Source organism: Stutzerimonas stutzeri (assembly GCF_002890895.1).
Classification (GTDB): Bacteria; Pseudomonadota; Gammaproteobacteria; order Pseudomonadales; family Pseudomonadaceae; genus Stutzerimonas; species Stutzerimonas stutzeri_AB.
On record NZ_POUL01000004.1, the window covers coordinates 113242 to 135548 of the forward strand.

Annotated in this window: 23 protein-coding genes, 2 tRNA genes and 1 other RNA gene; 17 read left to right on the forward strand and 9 right to left on the reverse strand. The window is 61.2% G+C overall.

The features are described 5' to 3' along the window. Positions 1-109: 109 nt before the first annotated feature. Positions 110-185, forward strand: a tRNA-Glu gene (locus CXK96_RS08810). Positions 186-201: 16 nt separating this feature from the next. After that, positions 202-277, forward strand: a tRNA-Gly gene (locus tag CXK96_RS08815). Between the two features lie 199 nt (positions 278-476). On the opposite strand, the gene CXK96_RS08820 is transcribed toward CXK96_RS08815, so the two are convergent. Beyond that, a complete protein-coding gene (locus tag CXK96_RS08820) occupies positions 477-767 on the reverse strand; it encodes a metal-sensing transcriptional repressor (RefSeq protein WP_102836102.1) in 291 nt (96 codons plus the stop codon). Between the two features lie 322 nt (positions 768-1089). Between CXK96_RS08820 and CXK96_RS08825 the strand changes: the two genes are divergently transcribed. The 3 genes from CXK96_RS08825 to CXK96_RS08835 are packed head-to-tail and all read left to right on the forward strand — an operon-like array spanning position 1090 to position 2160. Further along, positions 1090-1524: a YeeE/YedE family protein gene (locus CXK96_RS08825; RefSeq protein ID WP_102836103.1), complete on the forward strand. Its 435-nt coding sequence runs from the start codon at positions 1090-1092 to the stop codon at positions 1522-1524. A gap of 2 nt (positions 1525-1526) precedes the next feature. Next, a complete protein-coding gene (locus CXK96_RS08830) occupies positions 1527-1946 on the forward strand; it encodes a YeeE/YedE family protein (protein ID WP_102836104.1) in 420 nt (139 codons plus the stop codon). A gap of 13 nt (positions 1947-1959) precedes the next feature. Beyond that, complete coding sequence (locus tag CXK96_RS08835) at positions 1960-2160, forward strand: YgaP family membrane protein (protein WP_102836105.1); 201 nt, start codon at positions 1960-1962, stop codon at positions 2158-2160. Between the two features lie 85 nt (positions 2161-2245). Here CXK96_RS08835 and CXK96_RS08840 read toward each other — a convergent pair whose 3' ends face one another. From CXK96_RS08840 to CXK96_RS08870, 7 genes are all read right to left on the reverse strand, one after another. Continuing rightward, positions 2246-2626: a rhodanese-like domain-containing protein gene (locus CXK96_RS08840; RefSeq protein WP_102836106.1), complete on the reverse strand. Its 381-nt coding sequence runs from the start codon at positions 2624-2626 to the stop codon at positions 2246-2248. Continuing rightward, entirely contained in the window at positions 2623-4398 is a 1776-nt protein-coding gene (locus CXK96_RS08845; RefSeq protein WP_102836107.1) for a SulP family inorganic anion transporter, read from the reverse strand. Before CXK96_RS08845 ends, CXK96_RS08840 begins: the two co-directional genes overlap by 4 nt. Next, positions 4395-6143 carry a bifunctional protein tyrosine phosphatase family protein/NAD(P)/FAD-dependent oxidoreductase gene (locus CXK96_RS08850; RefSeq protein WP_102836108.1) on the reverse strand — a complete coding sequence of 583 codons (1749 nt, stop codon included), beginning with the start codon at positions 6141-6143 and terminating at the stop codon, positions 4395-4397. Before CXK96_RS08850 ends, CXK96_RS08845 begins: the two co-directional genes overlap by 4 nt. Positions 6144-6165: 22 nt before the next feature. Then, on the reverse strand, positions 6166-7029 hold the full coding sequence (locus CXK96_RS08855; protein WP_102836109.1) for an MBL fold metallo-hydrolase: 864 nt from the start codon (positions 7027-7029) through the stop codon (positions 6166-6168). A 178-nt stretch (positions 7030-7207) separates the two neighbouring features. Continuing rightward, positions 7208-7939 carry an ABC transporter ATP-binding protein gene (locus CXK96_RS08860; protein WP_102836110.1) on the reverse strand — a complete coding sequence of 244 codons (732 nt, stop codon included), beginning with the start codon at positions 7937-7939 and terminating at the stop codon, positions 7208-7210. Then, positions 7932-9152, reverse strand: coding sequence for an ABC transporter permease (locus CXK96_RS08865; RefSeq protein WP_102836407.1), 1221 nt, complete (start codon positions 9150-9152; stop codon positions 7932-7934). Before CXK96_RS08865 ends, CXK96_RS08860 begins: the two co-directional genes overlap by 8 nt. A 5-nt stretch (positions 9153-9157) precedes the next feature. After that, complete coding sequence (locus tag CXK96_RS08870) at positions 9158-10339, reverse strand: efflux RND transporter periplasmic adaptor subunit (protein ID WP_102836111.1); 1182 nt, start codon at positions 10337-10339, stop codon at positions 9158-9160. Between the two features lie 239 nt (positions 10340-10578). Here CXK96_RS08870 and CXK96_RS08875 point away from each other — a divergent pair, with 239 nt between their 5' ends. Further along, positions 10579-11508 carry a ZIP family metal transporter gene (locus CXK96_RS08875; protein ID WP_102836112.1) on the forward strand — a complete coding sequence of 310 codons (930 nt, stop codon included), beginning with the start codon at positions 10579-10581 and terminating at the stop codon, positions 11506-11508. A gap of 75 nt (positions 11509-11583) precedes the next feature. On the opposite strand, the gene CXK96_RS08880 is transcribed toward CXK96_RS08875, so the two are convergent. Further along, complete coding sequence (locus CXK96_RS08880) at positions 11584-12570, reverse strand: NAD(P)/FAD-dependent oxidoreductase (RefSeq protein ID WP_102836113.1); 987 nt, start codon at positions 12568-12570, stop codon at positions 11584-11586. A gap of 304 nt (positions 12571-12874) precedes the next feature. Between CXK96_RS08880 and ffs the strand changes: the two genes are divergently transcribed. The 11 genes from ffs (at position 12875) to cydB (ending at position 22290) form a co-directional block, all read left to right on the forward strand. After that, an RNA gene (gene ffs, locus CXK96_RS08885) (signal recognition particle sRNA small type) lies at positions 12875-12971 on the forward strand. Between the two features lie 281 nt (positions 12972-13252). Further along, a complete protein-coding gene (gene earP, locus CXK96_RS08890) occupies positions 13253-14428 on the forward strand; it encodes an elongation factor P maturation arginine rhamnosyltransferase EarP (protein ID WP_102836114.1) in 1176 nt (391 codons plus the stop codon). A 134-nt stretch (positions 14429-14562) separates the two neighbouring features. Further along, the gene (gene efp, locus CXK96_RS08895; RefSeq protein ID WP_102836115.1) at positions 14563-15129 is read left to right on the forward strand and encodes an elongation factor P; all 567 of its coding nucleotides are present in this window, start codon (positions 14563-14565) and stop codon (positions 15127-15129) included. Positions 15130-15545: 416 nt separating this feature from the next. Continuing rightward, a complete protein-coding gene (locus CXK96_RS20925; protein ID WP_256061688.1) occupies positions 15546-15674 on the forward strand; it encodes a hypothetical protein in 129 nt (42 codons plus the stop codon). 270 nt (positions 15675-15944) lie between these two features. Continuing rightward, on the forward strand, positions 15945-17015 hold the full coding sequence (locus CXK96_RS08900) for a 3-deoxy-7-phosphoheptulonate synthase (protein WP_102836116.1): 1071 nt from the start codon (positions 15945-15947) through the stop codon (positions 17013-17015). Between the two features lie 94 nt (positions 17016-17109). Then, complete coding sequence (locus CXK96_RS08905; RefSeq protein WP_102836117.1) at positions 17110-17781, forward strand: DNA-3-methyladenine glycosylase I; 672 nt, start codon at positions 17110-17112, stop codon at positions 17779-17781. 136 nt (positions 17782-17917) lie between these two features. Then, a complete protein-coding gene (locus tag CXK96_RS08910; RefSeq protein WP_102836408.1) occupies positions 17918-18283 on the forward strand; it encodes a DUF2946 domain-containing protein in 366 nt (121 codons plus the stop codon). A gap of 104 nt (positions 18284-18387) precedes the next feature. Continuing rightward, a complete protein-coding gene (locus tag CXK96_RS08915) occupies positions 18388-18942 on the forward strand; it encodes a putative natural product biosynthesis protein (RefSeq protein ID WP_102836118.1) in 555 nt (184 codons plus the stop codon). Positions 18943-19320: 378 nt separating this feature from the next. Beyond that, positions 19321-19500: a cytochrome oxidase putative small subunit CydP gene (cydP, locus tag CXK96_RS21130; RefSeq protein WP_102836119.1), complete on the forward strand. Its 180-nt coding sequence runs from the start codon at positions 19321-19323 to the stop codon at positions 19498-19500. Then, a complete protein-coding gene (locus CXK96_RS08925; protein WP_102836120.1) occupies positions 19497-21137 on the forward strand; it encodes a cytochrome ubiquinol oxidase subunit I in 1641 nt (546 codons plus the stop codon). The genes cydP and CXK96_RS08925 overlap by 4 nt, the downstream gene beginning before the upstream one ends. A 10-nt stretch (positions 21138-21147) precedes the next feature. After that, a complete protein-coding gene (gene cydB, locus CXK96_RS08930) occupies positions 21148-22290 on the forward strand; it encodes a cytochrome d ubiquinol oxidase subunit II (protein WP_102836121.1) in 1143 nt (380 codons plus the stop codon). Positions 22291-22307: the final 17 nt, after the last annotated feature.

Genomic DNA, 22307 nt, shown 5'->3' on the forward strand with positions numbered 1-22307 from the left:
ATGGTGCTTGACGACCTTGTTAGACGTCCATAGAATGCGCGCCACTTGCAGCGTGAAGCTCTAAAGCGAAACGTTGAAAGCCGGATAAAAGCAGTAGCTTCCGGGCAGCGTCCCCTTCGTCTAGTGGCCTAGGACACCGCCCTTTCACGGCGGTAACAGGGGTTCGAGTCCCCTAGGGGACGCCATTTTTGTGGTAGATACGCGGGAATAGCTCAGTTGGTAGAGCACGACCTTGCCAAGGTCGGGGTCGCGAGTTCGAGTCTCGTTTCCCGCTCCAAATTTGCTTCGGGTCTTCTTAGAAGATATCGAAGCGCGAAGAAGCGACCTTAGGGTCGCTTTTTTCGTTTCTGCCAATCAATCAGCCGATTGTCCATAGCCTCTGCAGAAATCTGGATTGTCAGGGGTTCGCCTACTGACGCCTCCTGGCGCTCGAGACATTGGGCCATACACAGGCCCAGCGTTTGAGCACTTCACTGTCAGGTGTACTTGGTAAAAATGCTGCGCACACGCGCCAGCGTCTCGCCAGTGTCCTGAGTCTGATCGTGCATGGCCTCTTCGATCAGGCAAGTCAGCATCAGCCGATAGGCTTTATCCAGCGCGCTGCGAGCAGCAGAGAACTGCTGTGCTATCGCTTCGCAATCCTCGCCACGCTTGATCATTGCCTGGATGCCTCGCACCTGTCCCTCCACCCTCGCGAGCCGTTTCAACATGGCCTGCTGTTGTTCCTGTAGCTGTAGGGCTTCGGCGGGGGTTATCTGGTCATTCATGCTGATACCTGGCGTCACGGAAAGGGCGTCTGCTGACAAGCTCGGTCACCAGCATTTGTCAGCCTGGCATACCCATCGCTGCATGCTAGCGATGCCACTGCATACGGCCAACTTCTTTCGATCCACCAACTCTGACAATATATTGATAAATATATTGTAATGAGATTAACTATAGCCATCTGCGCTGGCGGATCTCACATGCCTTAAAGCTGATGCCGGCATTCTTCGGCGTTAGACGTTAGAGCGAACAGCCCCGTCGAAGAGCCGGATTCGGCGGGGTGGTCGAGATTACGTCCCACTGTCTCTTGTTTCGGAACTAGCTATGACGATCGATTGGGGCAACTTCACTCCTTGGACCTCGCTGGCGGGCGGCGTGCTGATTGGTGCCGCGGCTGGGCTGTTCGCACTCCTCAATGGCCGTATCGCTGGGATTAGCGGTCTGCTTGCCAGCTTGCTGGAGCGCGATGCCGAAGGGCGAGGGGAGAAGTTGGTGTTCATTCTTGGCGTATTGCTGGCGCCATTGTTGTGGGTCTCGTTTACTGCTTTGCCAGCCCTGGAATTTCAGTCGGGTTGGCTTGGACTGCTGGCGGCCGGACTGTTGGTTGGTATCGGCACGCGCTACGGCGCCGGTTGCACCAGTGGCCACGGAGTGTGCGGCATTTCCCGGCTTTCACCTCGCTCGATCGTGGCGACGCTGACATTCATGGCTGCCGGTTTCGCCACAGTCTTTGTCCTTCGTCATCTCCTTGGGGCCTGAATATGCGCAAGCTGAGCTCGTTTGCCGCCGGCCTGTTGTTCGGGCTGGGGTTGTTGCTTTCGGGTATGGCCAACCCTGCCAAGGTCATCGGGTTCCTCGATCTGTTCGGTGCCTGGGATCCATCGCTGGCGTTGGTCATGGCTGGTGCGATCGGTACCGCGCTGGTGCCTTTCAGTTTGGCCAAGGCGCGCCGGCGCTCATTGCTCAATGCCCCGATGCAATTGCCCAGCAAACGCGAAGTCGACAGGCGCCTGATTGGCGGCAGTCTGCTATTCGGTATCGGCTGGGGCATTGCCGGTATTTGTCCGGGCCCGGCGATAGCCGTGTTGCTCAGTGGACACTGGCAGGTGCTCTTGTTTGTCCTTGCCATGCTTGGCGGGATGCTGCTGTTCTCCGCGCTGGAACGCCGGCGCGTTTGCTGACCGGGAGGTCATTATGAAAACCAACGTTGGAACTATCGACCGCACACTGCGGATCGTCATCGGCCTCACACTCATCGGCCTGTCACTGGCCGGAGTAATCGGCGTGTGGGGATGGATCGGGCTGGTACCGCTCGCCACCGGCCTTTTCCGCTTCTGCCCGGCTTATACGCTGTTCGGCATCAAGACGTGCAAGGCATGCAGTCCCAAGCCCTGATCTGGGAAGCAGAGGCGGGACCACCCGGCAGAAGACCGACGGCGACGTCGGTTTTCTGCATTATGGATATGCTGATCTTGCGTGGTTACTCAAAGCTCGGCAGGCTCGGTTTCGCTACCGGCTTGCCGGCTCCCGTCCAGGCATCGAAACCGCCGGCGATCGATTTAACGTGCAGATAGCCCATGTCCTGTAGCGATGCAGCTGACAGCGCTGCGCGGCCACTGGTTTTGCAGTAGAGCACGATGTTCATATCCCGTGCGCCTAGCTCGGGCGTACCGCTTAGCTTGAACTCCAACAGGCCGCGCGGAATGTTCGTGGCACCCTGTATATGGCCTTCGTGAAACTCATCGGCTTCGCGTACATCGATCACGACATCCGCGGCCTGTATTGCCGCTTCGGCATCGCCAAGTGGTATTTCCTGGATGCGGGTTCGGGCCTGTTCGACGAGGTCATGTGCGTTTTTCATTTGCAGTCTCCCATGCTGGTTCCGTTGCAACGCTGGCGTTCAAGTGCGTGTCGAGTGGTCTGCGAATCCAGGGCGAGCAGCGCTTCGTACTGGCTGATGAACACTTGTCCGCCAAAATGTTCGAGGAAATCGGTGCGGCGTAGCCGGTCCATCACCGGCCCCTTCACTTCGGAGAGGTGAAGCTGAACGCCCGCCGTGTGAAGACGAGCGGAGATGGCTTCGAGACTTTCCAGTGCGCTGGCATCTATCAGATTGACTCCAGGGCACATCAGCACCAGATGCTCGGCGTGCGGGTATTGGCCCAACAGTTCGGCAATGCGGTCTTCGAGAAAGCGTGCGTTGGGAAAATAGAGGCTTTCATCGACGCGCACCGAAAGCACCCTGGGGCTCTGTACCACGGCGAAACGCTCGATGTTGCGAAAGTGCTCGCTGCCAGGTAGCTGTCCTACGACCGCAATATGCGGTTGGCTGGTTCTCCAGAGAAACAGCAACAGCGATAACCCCACCCCCATGATGATGCCGGTCTCGACGCCGATCAGCAGCACGCCGAGCATGGTGGCGGCCATGGCGGCGGCGTCCTGGCGGGAATAACGCCAGGTGCGCGTGAGCGCGGTAAGGTCGACCAAGCTGAGTACCGCGACGATGATGGTCGCGGCCAACACAGCGTGTGGCAGGTTGTGAAACAGCGGTGTAAAGAACAATACCGTCAGGCCTATGCCGGCAGCTGTGAGTGCGCCAGCCAGCGGCGTCTGGGCGCCAGCATCGAAGTTGACCACCGAGCGGGCGAAACCGCCGGTGACCGGGAAACCTCCACTCAGGGCAGCGGCGATATTGGCGCCGCCCAGGGCGACCAGCTCCTGATTGGGTTCGATGCGTTCGCGACGTTTGGCCGCCAAGGTCTGCGCTACCGAAACTGACTCGACGAAGCCCACCAGGCTGATCAGAACTGCCGCTGGCAGGAGTTGAATGATCAGCGCGAGGTCTAGTGGGGGCAGGCTCAAAGAAGGAAGGCCCTTGGGCACTTCGCCAACCACGCGCACGCCTGCAGCGGCGAGCTGAAAGCCACTGACCGCCGCTATTGCTAGGAGCAGGGCCACGACCGGGCCGACTTTAGTGAGCGTGCCGGCTGTGCGGGGCGCCATGCCTAGCCCTTGCAGCCAGCGGCCAAGGCGGCTGCGTACCAGAAACAGGAAGACCAGGCTGGTGGTTCCAATGGCGAGTGTGGTCAGGTGCGTTTCTGGCAGGCCTTGGATCAACCCCCGCAGCAGCTGAGCAGCGTTGTCACCGGTGACTGAGATACCAAGGATGTGCTTCAGTTGACCGATTGCGATAAGAATGCCCGAGGCGCTGATGAACCCTGAAATCACCGGATGACTGAGGAAATTGGCCAGGAAACCCAGCCGCAGAACCGCCATGGCCAGCAGGATCGCGCCGGACATCATTGCCAGCAGCAGTGCAGCGCCTGCATACGCGGCGCTGCCGGAAGCGAACAAAGGGCCGAGGGCGGCAGCCGTCATCAGCGATACCACGGCGACGGGGCCAACCGCCAAGGTTCGGCTGGTGCCGAAAAGCGTGTATGCGAGCAACGGCAGGATACTGGCGTAAAGGCCCGCTACTGGTGGCAGGCCGGCAAGCATCGCGTAGGCCAGGCTCTGCGGGATCAGCATGAGCGTTACGATCACCGCGGCCAGACTGTCCTTGGCCGCAGCAGCCTTGTTGTACTGTTTCCCCCATTCCAGGCACGGTAGGTGGCGGGCGAGCCGCTGCATCATCCCTTCTTCTCCTGAGTAAAATCACAGGCGTTGAGCGCCTCGGCCGGCCGCGGCTCGAAGTCCAGATGTTTCGGTTCGGCCAGCCATTCATGGCCCTTGAGCATCATGTCGAAGTAGATCGAGGGCATCCACCGGGTTTTCAGCTTCCAGGCCAGGCGCCGAGGCACTCTGGGGTCGAGCGGGAAAGTCGGCAACAGTTTGCCTCCGTAGCCAAACTCAGCGAGGATCACTTTGCCGAATTCGACAGTTAAGGGGCAGGAACCATAGCCGTCATAGATGGCCTGCGGTCCCTTACCGCTGAGCACGCTTAATACGTTCTCCGCTACCACCGGTGCTTGCTTGCGCACCGCTGCAGCAGTCTTCGCGTTTGGTGCAGAGCAAACATCACCGAGACTGAAAATATTGCCGAAGCGGGGGTGGCGGAGAGTTTCATGCTCGGCTTCGAACCAGCCGTCGGCGTTACTCAGTGCGCTCTGGCGAATGAAATCCGGTGCATGCTGGGGCGGTACGACGTGCAGCAGGTCGAATTCACGTTCGACCGTGCTGCTCTGGCCGGTTCCGTCGGACACTTTGAACCAGGCTTTTTGCGCCGGACCATCGACTGCGATCAGGTTGTTATTGAAGTTGAGCGTAGCGCCGTAACGTTCAACGTAGCGCATCAGGCCGGGAACGAACTCGGCGACGCCGAACAGCACCGCTCCAGCTGAACAGAAGTCCACTTGTATGTCCTTAAGTGCGCCTTTCTTGAGCCAGTGGTCGCAGGAAAGGTACATGGCCTTCTGCGGCGCGCCGGCACACTTGATGGGCATGGGTGGTTGGGTGAACAGGGCTTTGCCGTGGCGCAGGTGCTGTACCAGCTGCCAGGTGTACGGTGCCAGTTCGAAGGCGTAATTGGATGTCACGCCATATTTTCCGAGGCTGTCGCGCACGCCTTCGATGGCGTCCCAGTCGAGGCTCAGGCCCGGACAGACCACCAGCGAGCGGTAACCGATGCGGCTGCCGTCTTCAAGCACCACCTGTTGATGCTCCGGATCGAAGGCCTCTACAGCTGCGCGAATCCACTGCGCCCTTGTCGGGATACAACGGCTCATGGGCCGCTCGGTGTTAGCGCGATCAAACACCCCGGCACCGACCAGCGTCCAGCCTGGCTGATAGTAATGCTGTTCCCGTGGTTCAATGATTGCGATGCGTAGATCCGGGTCGCGCTTTAGCAAACTGGCCGTCACGGCGCAGCCAGCCGCGCCGCCGCCGACAACTAGCACGTCATAACGTGGCGTGGCGGCGAACGTGGGTGCAGGGCTCAGCGGACCCTCCGCTGAAGATTGCCAATACTGGTCCAGGCGCGGTCGCAGGGCGGTCAAATCGTAATCGGCCTGTCGAGCCGTTTGGATGAGCTCGTGTGGGTCCAGATGATGAGCCTCGGCCAACGCCCAGAGCGATGCTGAACGGGTGCCGGTCCGGCAGAACGCCAGCACGGGACCTTTGATCTGCTCCAGAAGCGCGCGAAAGGCGGCGACATCACTGTCGCTGATCTGCCCCGACACTACCGGAATGTGATGGTATTCGAGCCCCGACTCCTCGGCCGCGACGCGTATAGCCTCACTGGAAGGCTGGCCTTCGCCCTCGTTGTCCGGGCGGTTGTTGATGACGCAACGAAAGCCGCTTCCCGCCAGCAGGGCCATATCGGCTGGGTCCAACTGGCCGGCCACCGAGATGAAGGGTGTCAGGCGTTTTAAGGTTTGCATATGACGTCCTCCACACAGGCAGTTACAGCGCGTCCAAAGGAATCTTCAAATAGCGGGTGCCGTTGCTTTCAGGCGCTGGCAGCTCACCGCCACGCATGTTGATCTGCACTGACGGCAGAATCAGAGTGGGCATCGCCAGGGTGGCGTCGCGCGCGGTGCGCATGGCGACGAAGTCGTCCTCGCTGATGCCACTGTGCACGTGGATGTTGCGCTCTCGTTCGGCTGCAATGCTCGTCTCATAGCGAAACTCCTCGCGGCCCGGTGCCTTGTAGTCGTGGCACATGAACACGCGGGTCTCGGCTGGTAGCGTGAACAGTTTCTGGATTGACTGGTACAGCGTCCGCGCATTTCCACCGGGGAAGTCGCATCGCGCGGTGCCGTAATCGGGCATGAACAGGGTATCGCCGACGAACGCGGCGTCGCCGATCACATAGGTCATGCAGGCCGGCGTATGGCCTGGCGTATGAATCGCCCGCGCCTGGATGTGGCCGACCTGAAAGACATCGCCGTCGTGAAACAGGCGATCGAACTGACGGCCATCTGTGGCGAACTCGCTGCCCGCATTGAACAGGCTGCCAAAGGTGTTTTGTACGACGGTAATCTGGTCGCCGATCGCCAGCGTCCCGCCCAGCCGCTGTTTCAGGTACGGCGCGGCGCTCAGGTGGTCGGCGTGCACATGGGTTTCGAGCAGCCATTGCACCTTGAGGTCGTGCTCGCGCACATAGTCGACCAAGCGCTCAGCACCGGCATGCGAGGTACGGCCCGACGCCGGATCGTAATCCAGCACCGAGTCGATCAACGCGCACTGACGCGTTTCCGGGTCGCTGACAACATAACTGTAAGTAAAGGTCGCGGGATCGAAGAACGCTTCAACGCGGGCATTCATGGCTTGCTCCTTTGCTTGGCTAGATACGGGTGGGGGTATGCCTGCAAGGATCTTAGCGCTAGATACGGTTATATGCTTAGACTTAATAGTTATTAACGGGTGCGAACCAATTCTGCTGGTGTTTCAAAGCGAAGCTGGGGTGGCAGGGGAGAGCGTCGGGTGGTTTGCCGGTGAAGGGTCAGCGTGTCTTGGTGTCGGATTGGTCACTGACAATACGGCCGTCAACCAGTTGTATGGTTCGTGCGCAGTCGGCAGCCAGCCGCGGATCATGGGTCACCACCAGTACCGCGCAGCCGAACTGCGCATTGATACGGTGGAATAGCTCGAAGACATTTTGCGCGGTGCGAGTGTCGAGATTGCCGGTTGGCTCGTCGGCCAGCAGCAGTGGAGGGCGGGTGACCAGTGCGCGGGCAATGGCGACCCGTTGTTGCTGACCGCCGGATATTTGCGTGGGTTTCTTGTCGGCAAACGCGCCCAGCCCGACTTCGTCTAACAAACTGCGAGCCAGCTCGATATCCGCACTCGACGGCTTGCCGTGGCGGATCATCAATGGCATCAGCACATTCTCCAGTACGCTGAACGCCGAAATCAGATGGTGAAACTGAAACACGAAACCGATGGCCTGGTTGCGCAGCTGGGTGCGGGTTTCATCATCGCTGTTGCGGGTGGGCTGGCCGAGCAGGTACAGCTCGCCCGAACTGGGCGCATCGAGCAGACCGATCAGGTTGAGCAGGGTGCTTTTGCCGGAACCGGATGGTCCGATGAGCGCCGTCAGTTCACCGCGGCACAGCTGCAAGTCGATGCCATGCAGCACTTCCGTTTCCAGCGGGGTGCCGAGGTTGAACACTTTACGTACCTGCTCGAGACGCAGAACCTCTTCGACGTTGGGGCTGGCAGCAGACTCAGACATAGCGGATCGCCACGGCAGGGTCGTAGCGCGCTGCGCGGCGTGCCGGCATGGCGGCGGCCAACACGCCGGTAACCGTTGCGACCAGCATCGCCAGTGGTACCAGCGTCGGGTCGACCGGTATGAAGAACAGGCGTGGCCCGGCCAGATTGAAGACCTGCACCAAGCCCCAGCCGACGGCGCCGCCGCAGGCCGAGCCAAGCAAACCGAGCAGCCCACCTTGCAGCAGGAACACTCGGAGTATCTGTCCGCGCGGGCTGCCCATGGCCCGCAGAATGCCGATCTCGCGGGTGCGTTGGACGACGCTTACCGCCAGCACGCTGGCGATGCCGAAGGCCACCGAGACCCCGACGAACACACGGATCATCTCTGTGGTCATGCTTTGCGAGCTGAGGGCGTTGAGCAGTTGGCCATTGGTTTCCATCCAGCTTTCGGCGCGCAGCCCGGTCAGGCGGGCCAGGCGTTCGGCGATGCGGTCGGCTTCGAATATTTCGCCGACCGTGGTATCGATCACGGTGACGCCTCCGGCCAGGTCGAGCAGGGTCTGAGCCTGCTTCAGGTCGAGGTAGACATAGCGCGCATCCAGCTCGCGCACCCCTAGCTCGAAGATACCGGCGATGTCGACCACGGCCTCGCGGCCTTCGCCGGCGTCCAGCCTTAGCTTGTCGCCGATGCCAAGGCCCAAGTCGCGGGCGAGTTCCTTGCCGATCACTGCATGACCGGCGCCGACGGTGAATTGGCCGGCTATCAGATCCTTGGCCAGTGGAATGATCTGTTGATAGCGCACCGGATCGATACCGAGCAGCGCGACGGATGCACGCGCCACACCGCGCCGAGCGATAGCCGGACCGCTGATGACCGGTGAAACGGCAAGTACCTGCCGATCTTCATCAAGCACGTCGCGGATGTCCTGCCAGTTGATGATCGAGCGCAGGCGCTGCGCTCGCGGACTCTCCAGCACCAGCGACCAGCTGCCATCATCGGCGGGCAGAACACGGTTGAGCTCATCGGGCGGAAGGATACGAATATGCGCCTGTGTGCCCAAGGTCCGTTCGATGACGTTGGCCTGTAGGCCGGTGATCAGCGCCGTGATGAACACGATGACCGCGGAACCGACAGCGATGCCAAAGATGATCAACAGGGATTGCATGCGGTTGTCCAGCAGGAAGCGCAGGGCAATCAGCCATTCCGTCCAAAGAGAGTCGGCCAGGCGCACCGCGGTCAATCCCGGATGCCGTGGGGCATCGGCTGTTCGCGAACCCGCACGCGCTGACCGGCTTCGGCTTCGGCAGCCAGCACCAAGTCGCCAGCGGTCAGGCCCTCTATCACTTCGCTCAGTGCAGTGCCCAGCAGACCCAGGCGAACCTCGACGCGCTCGACGACGCCTTCATTCATCCGTAGCACCTGAGCGCGATTGCCGTTGCGGAGCAGGGCATCGTTGGGTAGCACCAGCGCCTGTTCACGGCGGCCGGTCTCGATGTTCACTGATACCGTCATGCCCTGACGCAAGAAATCGGCTGGCTCCAGCAGGTCGAGGTGGACATCGATGGTGCCACGCGCGGTATCGACACTCGGCGCGATGAAGCTGACCCGAGCTTGCAGCACCCGCTCGGGATAGGCGTCGGCGATCACTTTGGCTGCCTGGCCGAGCTCGACCGGTGCCAGGTTCTTCTCGTCCAGGGGAAGGAGTATTTCGCTGCTGCCGGAGCGCGCGATAGTCAGCAGTGTGCGGCCCGGCTGCACCAGATCGCCGGGTTCGACGTCGCGTGTCTGGACGATGCCATCCACCTGCGCGTGAACACGGGTTTTGGCCAGTGCCGCGCGTGCTGCTTCCAGGCGCTGTTGCTGCACCCGCTCTTCACTGCCGCCCTCGGCCAACGCTGCAGCGGCGAAGCGTGCGCGATCACGCACAGCGCGTGCCGTCAGTTCCGCGCGGCGCGCCTGTTCGAGCGGCTCGGAAGCCAGCAACTTGCGGTCGAACAGTGCTTTCCGGCGCTTCAGCTCGCGGCTTGCCTGCTCGAGATTGTGCTGGGTCTCGCGCGCCGTCGCCTCTGCCTGTGGGCGAGCGGAATCGATCAGTTGCTGTAGGGCCGCTTCGGCTTCGCGCAAGCGGGCGCGCTGTTCGTCATCGCGCAACTCCAGCAGCAGATCACCGGCTTTTACCGCGTCGCCTTCACGCACATGCCGCGCGGCAATCACGCCGGTGATCTCGCTGCCGACCTGGGCCAGCGACTGGGTGTCCACTTCGCCACTGGCGACCACGCGTTGCACCAATGGTCGTGTTTCCAGCTGGTAACCTGGCAACTCCGGCCCTTGCAGCTGACGCCAGCCCAGCCAGCCTGCAATCAACAGCAGCACAATGAGGAACAGGAACGCGCGGCGGATTGATTTGGCGGCAGGCAAACGGACCACTCCCTGTGCGACACATGACGACCATCGGACGCACAAGCTTACGGATAATCACCCGCTATTGGTACAGCGCGGGTATCCCTCGGCGGAGATACCTAACCGCGTTGAATCATCGGCAGGCTCTTGGGCTCAAAGAGTGAGCCCCTTCGTGGTACGGGACTATCGCAGCGATAGCCTCGCCCTTAGAAGGGGCTGCGTACAATCAACGTTCCCGCTTTCAGGATTTGCTGATCATGGCGTCAACCGCTCAAAGCCCCGCTGCCACTTTGCGCGCCGTCTGGCTCGCTCAGGCCCAAGCCAGTCCGTGGATTACCTTCAGCCTTGCCGCAGCGGCAGTGGTTGTCCTGCTACTGCTCGTGGCCGGTGGCGTCAACGCCTTCAATAACGAGTCCAGTAACGTTCGCTACGCCCTGCTCGGGGGGAGCGCCGGTTTCGTTGCGACGGCTGTTGGCGCGTTTCTGGCCATCGGCTTGCGCGATATATCCACTCGCTCCCAGGACAGCATGCTCGGGTTCGCGGCGGGGATGATGCTGGCAGCTAGCGCATTCTCATTGATCCTGCCGGGACTGGAAGCCGGCCGTGAGCTGTTTGGCAACGGGCCCGCTGCGGCATTGACCGTCGTGGTCGGGCTCGGCCTCGGTGTTTTGCTGATGCTCGGGTTGGACCACTTCACGCCGCATGAGCACCAAAGCACCGGACCCCGTGGCCCCGAATTCGCGCGGCTCAATCGCGTGTGGCTGTTTGTCCTGGCTATCGCGCTGCACAACATTCCCGAAGGGATGGCCATCGGCGTGAGTTTCGCCACTGGCGACTTGAGTGTCGGGTTGCCGCTGACCACCGCGATATCGATACAGGACATCCCGGAAGGGCTGGCGGTCGCGCTCGCACTGCGCACCACCGGTTTGTCTGCGCGGACGTCCGTGCTGATTGCGGCAGCTTCCGGGCTGATGGAACCCATCGGGGCGCTGGTCGGCATAGGCATGTCCAGCGGCTTTGCCATTGCTTACCCGGTCAGCCTCGGGTTGGCGGCGGGCGCCATGATCTTCGTGGTGTCCCATGAAGTCATTCCAGAAACGCACCGCAACGGCCACCAGACGCCGGCCACGCTCGGGCTGATGCTGGGCTTCGCTGTAATGATGTTTCTAGACACGGCGCTGGGTTGAACGCATCTGTGTGGCGCTGAGCGGCCCCGCGTTCCGCAGTCATGCAGCACTGCGCGAAGGGGGCCGTGACTGTGCTTAGAGGTTTTCCAGCAGCCGGCGGGCGGCTTCCTGGCCGCTGAGCCAGGCGCCTTCGACTCGGCCGGACAGGCACCAGTCGCCACATGCGTACAGGCCCAGTCTGGCATCGGCCAGTGCCGTCCATTCATGGGCCTGGGCCGGTCGGGCATATAACCAGCGATGCGCCAACGTGAACTCCGGCGCCGGCACTACACAATCGATCAGCTCGGCGAACGCGCCATGCAGGCGCTCGATCACCGCTTCCTTTGATAGATCGAGATGCTGGCGGCTCCAGTTGCTGGTGCCGTGCAGCACCCAGGTGTCTAGCCCGCCGTCTCGCCCTGGTTTGCTGCGATTGCGAGCCACCCAGTCAAGGGCATCGTCCTGAACGAAACAGCCTTCCACCTGAGTGCTCAGCGGTGTGGCAAAGCCCAGCGCAACCGCCCATGTCGGTTCCATCGCGACGCTTGCTGCAACGGCGGCAAGCTTGGGAGCACTGGGTAGCAACGCTGCGGCCTGAGGCGCCGGAACCGCAACCACTACCTGGCTGAAGGGGCCATGGCTGGCGCCTGAGGCGTCTACCAATGTCCAGAACTGCTCACCGCGAAACACCTCGGTGATGCGACAACTGAAGGTGACCGGAAGATCGCCCAGCAGGCCGCGGGTAATCGCGCTCATGGTCGGCGTGCCAACCCAGCGTACTTGCTCGTCGGCAGAGGGCGTCAGCTGTCCGTCGCGAGCCTGGTACAGGTTCGGCGCCCACTGATCGACCCAACCCTCGGCGTGCCACTGGCGCAGGGCGTCAGTGAAGCGGCGGTCCCGCGCGGTAAAGTACTGCGCGCCCAGATCGAGCGAACCCGCATCGCTGCGTTTACTGGCCATCCGACCACCACTGCCGCGGCTTTTGTCGAACAGGTGTACGGGCTGCCCGGCATCGTGAAGTGTACGGGCCGCGGACAGGCCCGCGATTCCGGTACCGATGATGGCGATTGGAGCCTTGCTCATGATTACCTCGAGTGCTGTGTCATCAGCCGCACAATCGATTGGTTGCGGCATGATTTCATGACAAGTGTTCGATAGCGTTTAGCCTCCCCATCCTCGGACAGACGCTCGTGTTTGGCTAGAGGGTTTTGACGCAATGGACTAAACGGTCTCGCCGTTTTCGGGGTTGCTGACCGGCGGTCATACTGGTCGGTGGAGTAGGCTATGCGGCCAGTGAAACTGGCGTTCGCAGGCAGTGGTTGTAAGTTGCTGATAAGCCGGTACAATGGCGCCGCTCGCCGCCAGGCGGGTTTGTCATGGTGGGCCCTGCCGGTCCCCCCGCAACGATCAGCCGTGAACCCGGTCAGGCCCGGAAGGGAGCAGCCGCAGCGGTGACATTGTGTGCCGGGGTGTGGCTGGTAGGGTTCACCTCCATGACGATCTATATCCCCTCCCTCGATTGCCAAGCAATCGGCTCCCTGCGAGTCCTAGCGAGTGCTCACGCCCATTTATCGAGATGAGGCGACATCTTCAGACTGCAGTGCTCGAAAGTACTCAAGCTCGCCTACAGCTAGCCAGTCGAGCGCGCTTGGCATTGCTGACCATGCGTCCGGCTGGAAATGTGGTTGGAGCGCCGTAGTCGGGATTCTTCTGCTGACATCCTGCAGGTCAACTGGCCTGAAACGGCACATTCGAGGGGTTTCGTTTGTCAGTTAAAACAAGCTGGGACATCTTTTGCGTTGTCGTCGACAACTACGGTGACATTGGCGTGACCTGGCGACTGGCGCGGCAGTTGGTGGCTGAGTACGGCCAGGGCGTGCGGTTATGGGTCGATGACCTCGATACCTTCGCTCGGCTTTGCCCGGGCGCCAGCATCACCTCCGCTCAGCAATGGCACGAAGGTGTCGAGGTGCGTCATTGGACACCTGAGTGGCCAGGGGCAGAGCCGGCTGAGGTGGTGATCGAGGCTTTTGCCTGCCAGCTTCCCGACGCCTATATAAAGGCAATGGCTTGCAGTGGGCGCCGCAGCCTCTGGCTCAACCTCGAATACCTCAGTGCAGAAGACTGGGTGGTGGGCTGCCATGCGCTGCCTTCTATGCAGCCCGATGGCTTGCAGAAGTATTTCTTCTTTCCGGGATTCGAGCAGGGCACCGGCGGTCTGATTCGTGAGGGAGATCTGCTGGCACGCCGGGAGGCGTTTCAAGCCAACCCGGTGCTACGTGAAGCCTTCCTCCAGAGCTTCGATTTGACCGCGCCGGCCGGCGCGCGCTTGCTCTCGCTGTTCGCCTATGAAAATCGCGCCGTTGCCGGATGGCTCGATGCGCTGGCTGTTGATGAACGTCCATCACAGCTACTGGTGCCTGAGGGGCGGGTCTTGGGTGACGTAGCGGCCTGGCTGGGGCTCGAAAAGCTGCGAGCTGGTGATCGTCACGCCCGTGGTGCGCTGCAGGTTGCAGTGCTGCCGTTCATGACCCAGAACCAGTACGACATGCTGCTGTGGTGTTGCGATTTCAATGCCGTGCGCGGCGAGGAATCCTTCATCCGGGCGCAGTGGGCAGGGCGGCCACTGGTCTGGCACATCTACCCTCAAGATGAGGATGCGCACTGGGACAAGCTCAACGCATATCTGGATCTGTATGTCCGCGACCTCTCACCACCGGCTGCGGGAGCGCTACGTGAGTTCTGGCGTGCCTGGAACGAGGGCATAGGCAGCGGCATCGCCTGGACCGCGATGCTCGAGCACGAGGCGGAGCTGCAGGCACATGCGGACCGCTGGACACACAAACAGGTCGCCAACGGAGATCTGGCCGGAAAACTGATGCTGTTTTACGCGGACTGGTTAGGGCCTGCTCCGGCGCGACACCCGGCTGCTCCGGCTTGACCATTCGGTAGGCCTGCCAATATGGGACAGCAAAGGGGGCGATGCGTCGCAGTAACGCGGCTTGCGACGAAACAGGAACAGACCCTATGATACGCGGCCTGATTTTATGTCTCTAATTCCATTCGGATATTCGTATGAAAACCGCACAAGAGTTCCGTGCCGGCCAAGTGGCCGTTATCAACGGCGCGCCCTGGATCATCCAGAAAGCCGAGTTCAACAAGTCCGGTCGTAACAGTGCCGTGGTCAAAATGAAGCTGAAGAACCTGCTCAATGGTTCGGCGACCGAGACCGTTTACAAGGCTGATGACAAGCTGGAACCGGTCATTCTCGAGCGCAAGGAAGTGACCTATTCCTACTTCGCTGACCCGCTCTACGTATTCATGGACGAAGAGTTCAACCAGTACGAAATCGAAAAAGACGACCTTGAAGGCGTGATGACCTTCATCGAAGACGGCATGACTGACGTCTGCGAAGCCACTTTCTACAACGACAAGGTGATTTCGGTCGATCTGCCGAACACTATCGTTCGTGAAATCGTCTACACCGAGCCGTCCGTTCGTGGCGACACTTCCGGCAAGGTAATGAAGACTGCGCGCCTGAAGAATGGCGCTGAGCTGCAGGTTTCCGCTTTTTGCGAAATCGGCGACTCGATCGAAATCGACACGCGCACCGGCGAGTACAAGTCCCGCATCAAGGCCTGATTACAGCCCTGCCCGGACGTGCCCGGCCTGGCGCCGGGTTAGTTGAGACCGAACCCCGCTTATTGCGGGGTTTCGTTTTTCTGGGGCCGGTGATATGTGGTGGCCGGCCGCGCGGTGTCTGCATTCTTCGTGGAAAGCAGCAAGCGGAGCGTCAGGCACTACGGCTCATCTGAACGGTAGGATCTGACTCGAGAGAGTTGCCTACCCTGCGAGGTTGCCTCCACTCGACCTGCATCGGGACGGCGGCTCTGATGCTCAGCCGAACAGACGCGTCTTCAGCTCACAGCCCCAGACAATCCTGTGACAGCGCGAGCCCCCGCTGCCCAGCAGAGCAGCGGGGGCTGATTCTTACTGCACTGCCGGTTGAAACCAGTCGGCGTGCTGGAGTATGGTTCGGGCATCCTTTGGAGAACAGCATGCTGCTCAATCTGATTCCCTCGATCCTTGCGACCACCGGCGCCATGCGCACGGCGTCGCTGCGTGGGCAGGCGATTGCGGCTGACGGTTGCTATTTTGGGTATTGGTTTAGCCATCGGCGCGCCTGATACCCCGCAGGCGCCCTAGCAACCCGGGTCGCCACCAGACAGTTTTCGCCCCCGGTCGGCCACCCGACCGGGGGTTTTGTTTTTTTCTGGCCTGAGAAGGCCTTACATACCGAGGACAGCACCATGTATCACAACACCAACGCTTACCGCACCTACCGCTATGACTGGCGATTTAGCCGCTTCACGGCCGCAGCACTTACACACCCAGACCGAACACTTGGCTAGCGCCGACGCGGCACAGATGCCGCGTCGGCCAAAGGACCGCCAGTCATGAATGCATCAATCAACGCCTCAACCCTTAGCTGCAACACTTCCTCCACCCCAGCCAGACGTAGCGCTCTTCCGTTACCGAGCCCCGCTTTACTGCGGCAACGGCTGCCCCTCAGTGCATCGCTTGACGAGCGCGTCCGAGATAATCGAAAGGCCATTCGCGCCGTGCTTAACGGCGACGACCCGCGCCTGCTGGTGGTGGTTGGCCCTTGCTCATTGCATGATCCGACGTCCGCACTGGAATACGCCGAGCGCCTGGCTGAACTAGCCCCGAAGGTCAGCGATCAGCTGCTGCTAGTCATGCGCGCGTATGTCGAGAAACCGCGAACTACCGTCGGGTGGAAGGGGCTGGTTTACGATCCGCAGCTCGATGGCAGCGGTGACATGGCTGAAGGGTTGCACCTGTCGCGGCGGTTGATGCTGGATATCCTGGCGTGCGGGCTGCCGATCGCCTCCGAATTGTTGCAGCCCCTGGCGGCGGGCTATTTTGATGACCTGCTTGGCTGGGCAGCGATCGGTGCACGTACCAGCGAGTCGCAGATTCACCGTGAGATGGTCAGCGGGCTCGACCTGCCGGTGGGGTTCAAGAACGGGACCGATGGCAGCCTCGGGATTGCTTGTGATGCCATGCGCTCGGCTGAGCACCCGCATCAGCACTTCGGAATCGACGAACTGGGGCATCCAGCGCTGCTAAGCACGAGCGGCAATGGGGATACCCATCTGGTGTTGCGTGGTGGACACTCAGGGCCGAATTTTGACGAGGACAGCGTCGCAAAGGCCCGTGACACGTTGCTGCGCCAGGGCATTGCTCCGCGCATCATGGTCGACTGCAGTCATGCCAACAGCGGTAAAGATCCGCTGAGCCAGCCGGCGGTGCTGGCGTCCATTATTGATCAGCGCATGGCTGGCGATTCGACTCTGCGCGGTGTGATGCTTGAGAGTCACCTGTTCGACGGCTGTCAGCCCCTGTCTGGCAAGCTGAAATATGGCGTGTCCGTCACCGATGGTTGCCTGGGCTGGGCGGCCACCGAGGCAATACTGCGTCGGGCTGCGGATCGGCTGCGTCGCTAGAGCGAACCAGCCCGGCTGCGACGGCCGGGCTTGCGACGTCGGGTTGCCAAGGGCAACCTGTGCGGCTCGTTTCGATCGATGAATCAGGACCTGCATGCGCGACTACAAATGGCTGCACGAATACTGCCTCAATCGTTTCGGCTCGGCCGCAGCACTGGAGAGCCGCCTGCCGCAACCCAAGCGTCCCGATGAGCTTCGCGCCGTTGCGGATGACCGTTACCTCTCGCTGATCAGCCTGCGTATCTTCCGCGCCGGGCTCAAGCACAGCCTGGTCGACGCCAAATGGCCGGCGTTCGAAGAGGTCTTCTTTCGTTTCGACCCTGAGAAGCTGGTGTTGATGGGCGGCGAACACATTGAACGGCTGATGCAGGACGCCCGCATCATTCGGCACCTGGGCAAACTCAAGAGCGTGCCGCGCAACGCCCAGTTCGTGCTGGACGTGGCGAAGGAGAAGGGGAGTTTCGGCAACCTGATCGCGGATTGGCCGGCCACCGATATTGTCGGCCTGTGGCGCTATCTGGCCAAGCACGGCACCCAGCTGGGAGGCCTTTCGGCGCCGCGTCTGCTGCGCATGGCGGGTAAGGATACGTTCATCCCCAGCGATGACGTGGTCGCTGCGCTCAAAGCACAAAAGGTGGTGGACAAGGTGCCCAGCAGCCAGCGGGACCAGGCAGCCGTGCAATCGATTTTCAACCAATGGCACAGCGACAGTGGCCGTCCCATGTCTCAGCTCTCGGCGATGCTGGCGTTTACGGTAAACCACTGACGGGTTTGACCTACGAGTGGAGTGTCGAAGCCTCGTTGGTCGGCGATGTCGCGCGTGGCAGGAACAGCGCTTTGCCCGGTGTTCTGCGGCGGTTTGGCGCAGCGCCGCCCAAGCACGGGCGGTGTACAGTCAAAACATGACGATCGTCAAAGACAAGCGTATTCAGATCATATGGGTGCTATTCACCTGCATCCTGCTCAACGCTTTTGTCTGCAGCTTGAACCATGGCTCCCACATGGGATTCGAGCTTGCCATGGGGCAGGAGTCGTTCTGCGCCAGCAATGCATCGTCAGTTGGCGGCGATGTGTTCCCCGCCGATGTTCATGAGCTGGCTGAGCACATGCTGGATTGCCCGCTATGCGGCTCGGTCTTTCTCGCCATTGCGGTGCTGTTTGCGCTGGGTTGGCTGGGAATTCCGGCAACCGTGTCGCTGCCTCGACCTGGCCCGCAACGGCGTGGTCCGCGTTACCACTGGCCATCGCTGAATCCCCGCGCACCCTGATACCCCTGACCGGACTCCCTCACCGTCCGAATGCAGCCTGGCTGCGGAGTGGACGAAAAGACTGTCGGTGACCCGACGGTACGGTCAATTCAGGGGCTTTCACCATGGCCATGATGGAAAAATTCGCTCGCGCCGAGGGCCGCATCGGCTATCGGCTTCCCTTCCCGGATTACCCCAGCAATGCCCGCAGTTTTGTGCATCTGGACGCCCGGTTGTTGCCCTATTGGCATGCCTTGTTCGACGTTTGCCCAGGGTTGCTCAAGCTTGATCCGCCAGATGGCCTGGACATCTTCCGCCAGTTCATGACGTGGGCCTACGGCTGCCAGCTGGCGCTGGGCTGGACGTTTCACCTCGGCGTCTGCCGCTGGCTGCTGAGTTCCGGTTACCGAGATCTGGTCGCGCCGGAGCATATCGAGACCATGATGATCGCCGCTGCCGCGCGCTGGGTAGCCAGCGACGACAGCGCGGCAATCGGCGTTGTGCTTGGCTGGCAAGGTAGCAATCAGCACGTGTTCGACTGGAAGCCACAGGTTCGCCTGGGCACGCGGGCGCTTGCAGCTGAGCAGGAAGAGCTTCCTCCGGCGCCTTGGGACTTTGCCTGGAGCCCGCTTGCCACGACGAGTGGCAGCGGTTTTCGGCGCTGGTTGAGGGTGCCCTGACTGCGACAGTGCGCCGCGGACGTGCTGTCCTCGACCAGCCAGGTTGTCGATGCGGCGCGTGGTGCAGGCGCAAGTTCCCGCGATGCTCTGCGCGGGGCGCCGTATCGCTGATCTAGCGTGCAACGACGTGGATGCAGTGGGCAGTGTCGGCGGGGCGGGGCAGGTTGTCGCAGTTGTTGCTAAGACGGTCACGCCGGACACTTTCCCTGCCTCGGATCCGAGCAGAGTTCCACGGTAGGTTCGAGGTGTAGCGATTGGGCCCGGGCCGCGACAACCGGGTTTTGGCCCCCTCCCCAAAGGGGGCTGCAATCGCCTCATGCGGTCGGAGTCCGATGCGCTCGAACGGATTTCGGCACTGATGTGCAAGGAGAGCTAGGCATGCTTAGGTCATCGCTCAGACGGGACATCGCGCTGGTTCTGCTGGTCAAGCTTGCGATCCTCATAACCATAAAAACGATCTGGTTCGATGCGCCCAGCACTCCGGAAAACGGTTCGGCGCGGATTGCCGAGTTTTTGCTTGATTCACGGGGTTCGATCCCTGAGGGAGGACCGAGATGATCTCGGAAAGCGTTGTCGATCTGTCACGCCTGCAGTTCGCCATGACGGCGATGTACCACTTTCTTTTCGTGCCGCTGACCTTGGGCCTGGCCTTCCTGCTGGCCATCATGGAGTCGGTCTACGTCATGACCGGCAAGCAGGTCTACAAGGATATGACCCAGTTCTGGGGCAAGCTGTTCGGTATCAATTTCGCCCTCGGTGTCACCACCGGGCTGACCATGGAGTTCCAATTCGGCACCAACTGGGCCTACTACAGCCACTACGTGGGTGACATCTTTGGCGCGCCGCTGGCAATCGAAGGCCTGATGGCGTTTTTCCTGGAGTCGACCTTTATCGGGCTGTTCTTCTTTGGCTGGGATCGCCTGAGCAGGGTGCAGCATCTGGCGGTCACCTGGTTGGTGGCGCTGGGGTCGAACCTGTCGGCATTGTGGATCTTGATCGCCAACGGCTGGATGCAGAACCCGGTGGGCTCGGAGTTCAACTTCGAAACCATGCGCATGGAACTGGTCGATTTCGGCGCGCTGCTGTTCAACCCGGTCGCCCAGGTCAAGTTCGTCCACACGGTGTCGGCTGGTTATGTCACTGGGGCGATCTTTGTTTTGGCGATTTCGTCCTTCTATCTACTGAAGAAACGTGACCTTAGCTTCGCCCGGCGCTCGTTTGCCATCGCGGCCGTATTCGGTCTGGCTTCGACCCTCTCTGTGATCATCCTCGGTGACGAGTCCGGCTATGAGATTGGCGACGTGCAGAAGGTCAAGCTGGCGGCCATCGAGGCCGAGTGGGAAACCCACCCGGCACCGGCCGGCTTCACCCTGTTCGGTCTGCCCAATCAGCAGGAGCAGCGTACCGACTACGCGGTGAAGATTCCCTATGCGCTGGGGCTGATCGCGACGCGCTCGCTGGACGAGGAGGTCAAGGGCATCAAGCAGCTGGTCGCCGAGCACGAGTTGCGCATTCGCAACGGCATGCTTGCCTATCAGCGATTGCAAACACTCCGTAGCGGGGACAAGTCGCCACAGGCCATCGCCGCGTTCAACGAGGTCAAGCAGGACCTGGGTTATGGCCTGCTGCTCAAGCGCTATACCGACAAGGTGGTTGACGCCAGTGATGAGCAGATCCGCCTGGCCGCGCTGGATACAATTCCCGACGTGTTCAGCCTGTTCTGGTCCTTCCGTGCGATGGTCCTGGCGGGTTTCCTCATGCTGTTGCTGTTTGGTCTGGCCAGCTGGGCTTCGATCAAGCGCAATGCCGAGAACAAACCCTGGTTGCTCAAGTTCGCCTTGTTTAGCCTGCCGCTGCCTTGGATCGCGGCGCAGACCGGCTGGTACGTGGCTGAGCACGGCCGTCAGCCCTGGTCGATCGCTGAGCTGCTGCCGACGCATTTGTCTGCGTCGACGTTGGCGGCGGGGGATATCTGGGGTTCGCTGGTGGCGCTGGTGGCGTTCTACACGTTGCTGTTGGTGGTGGAAATGTTCCTGATGATCCGCTTCGCCCGCCTCGGGCCAAGCAGCCTGCACACCGGCCGCTACCACTTCGAGATCGCACCGGCCACCCCCAGGCACATTCACAAGCCCCGCGACGCCGGTGCCGTACCGGCAGCAGCGAAAGACGCACCTATCGAACCGACCCCTGTGTGAGGTAAACAAGATGTTCGACTACGAAGTGCTCAAACTCATCTGGTGGGTGTTGATCGGTGTGTTGCTGATCGGCTTTGCCCTGACCGACGGCTTCGACATGGGCGCCATGGCGCTGATGCCTTTCGTTGGCAAGACCGACAACGAGCGGCGCGTGGCGATCAACACCATCGCGCCGCATTGGGATGGCAACCAGGTGTGGTTCATCACCGCCGGTGGTGCGCTGTTTGCAGCCTGGCCGATGGTCTATGCAGTGGCGTTTTCCGGGCTTTACTGGGCAATGCTACTGGTGCTCTTCGCGCTGTTCTGCCGGCCGGTGGGCTTCGACTACCGTAGCAAGGTGGAAGACCCGCGCTGGCGCAGTGCCTGGGACTGGGCCCTGTTCGTCGGAGGCGCGGTGCCAGCGCTGGTGTTCGGTGTGGCCTTCGGCAACCTGTTCCTCGGCCTGCCGTTCCAGCTCGACGAGCTAATGCGGTCCAGCTATCACGGCTCGTTCTTCGAATTGCTCAACCCCTTCGCGCTGCTTTGCGGCATCGTCAGCCTGAGCATGCTCTGCGCCCATGGCGGTGCCTGGCTGATGATGCGCACTGAAGGTGCATTGGGCGAGCGCTCGCGCCTGGCAACCCGCTTGTGCGCGCTGGTATTCCTGATTGGCTTCGTCGGGGCGGGTCTGTGGCTGGCGTTCGGCATTCAGGGCTTCAACCAGCTGTCTGTCACCGATCCGGGGGCTGCACTCAACCCCTTGCTAGACAAGCAGGTGGTGCAGAGCAATGCGGGTTGGCTGGGCAACTACAGCCGCTACCCAAGCACCCAAATTGCACCAGTCGCCGGAATCCTCGGCGCGCTGATAGCGCTGCTGGGCGCCAGTCGTAACAGCGGCGGGGTGAGCTTTCTCGGTACCAGTCTGATGATTGTCGGCAGCATCTGCACCGCCGGCTTCGCCCTGTTCCCCTTTGTCTTCCCGTCGAGTCTCGATCCGGCCTCCAGCCTTACCCTGTGGGACGCCGTATCGAGCTACAAGACGCTGGGCATCATGTTCGTGGTGGTTTGCATCTTCGTGCCGCTGATCCTCTGCTACACGCTGTGGAGCTATGTCCGCATGTGGGGGAGGCTCAACGATCAGACCATCAACGCCAACCCGCACGGCTTGTATTGACCCTATGGCCAGGCGCC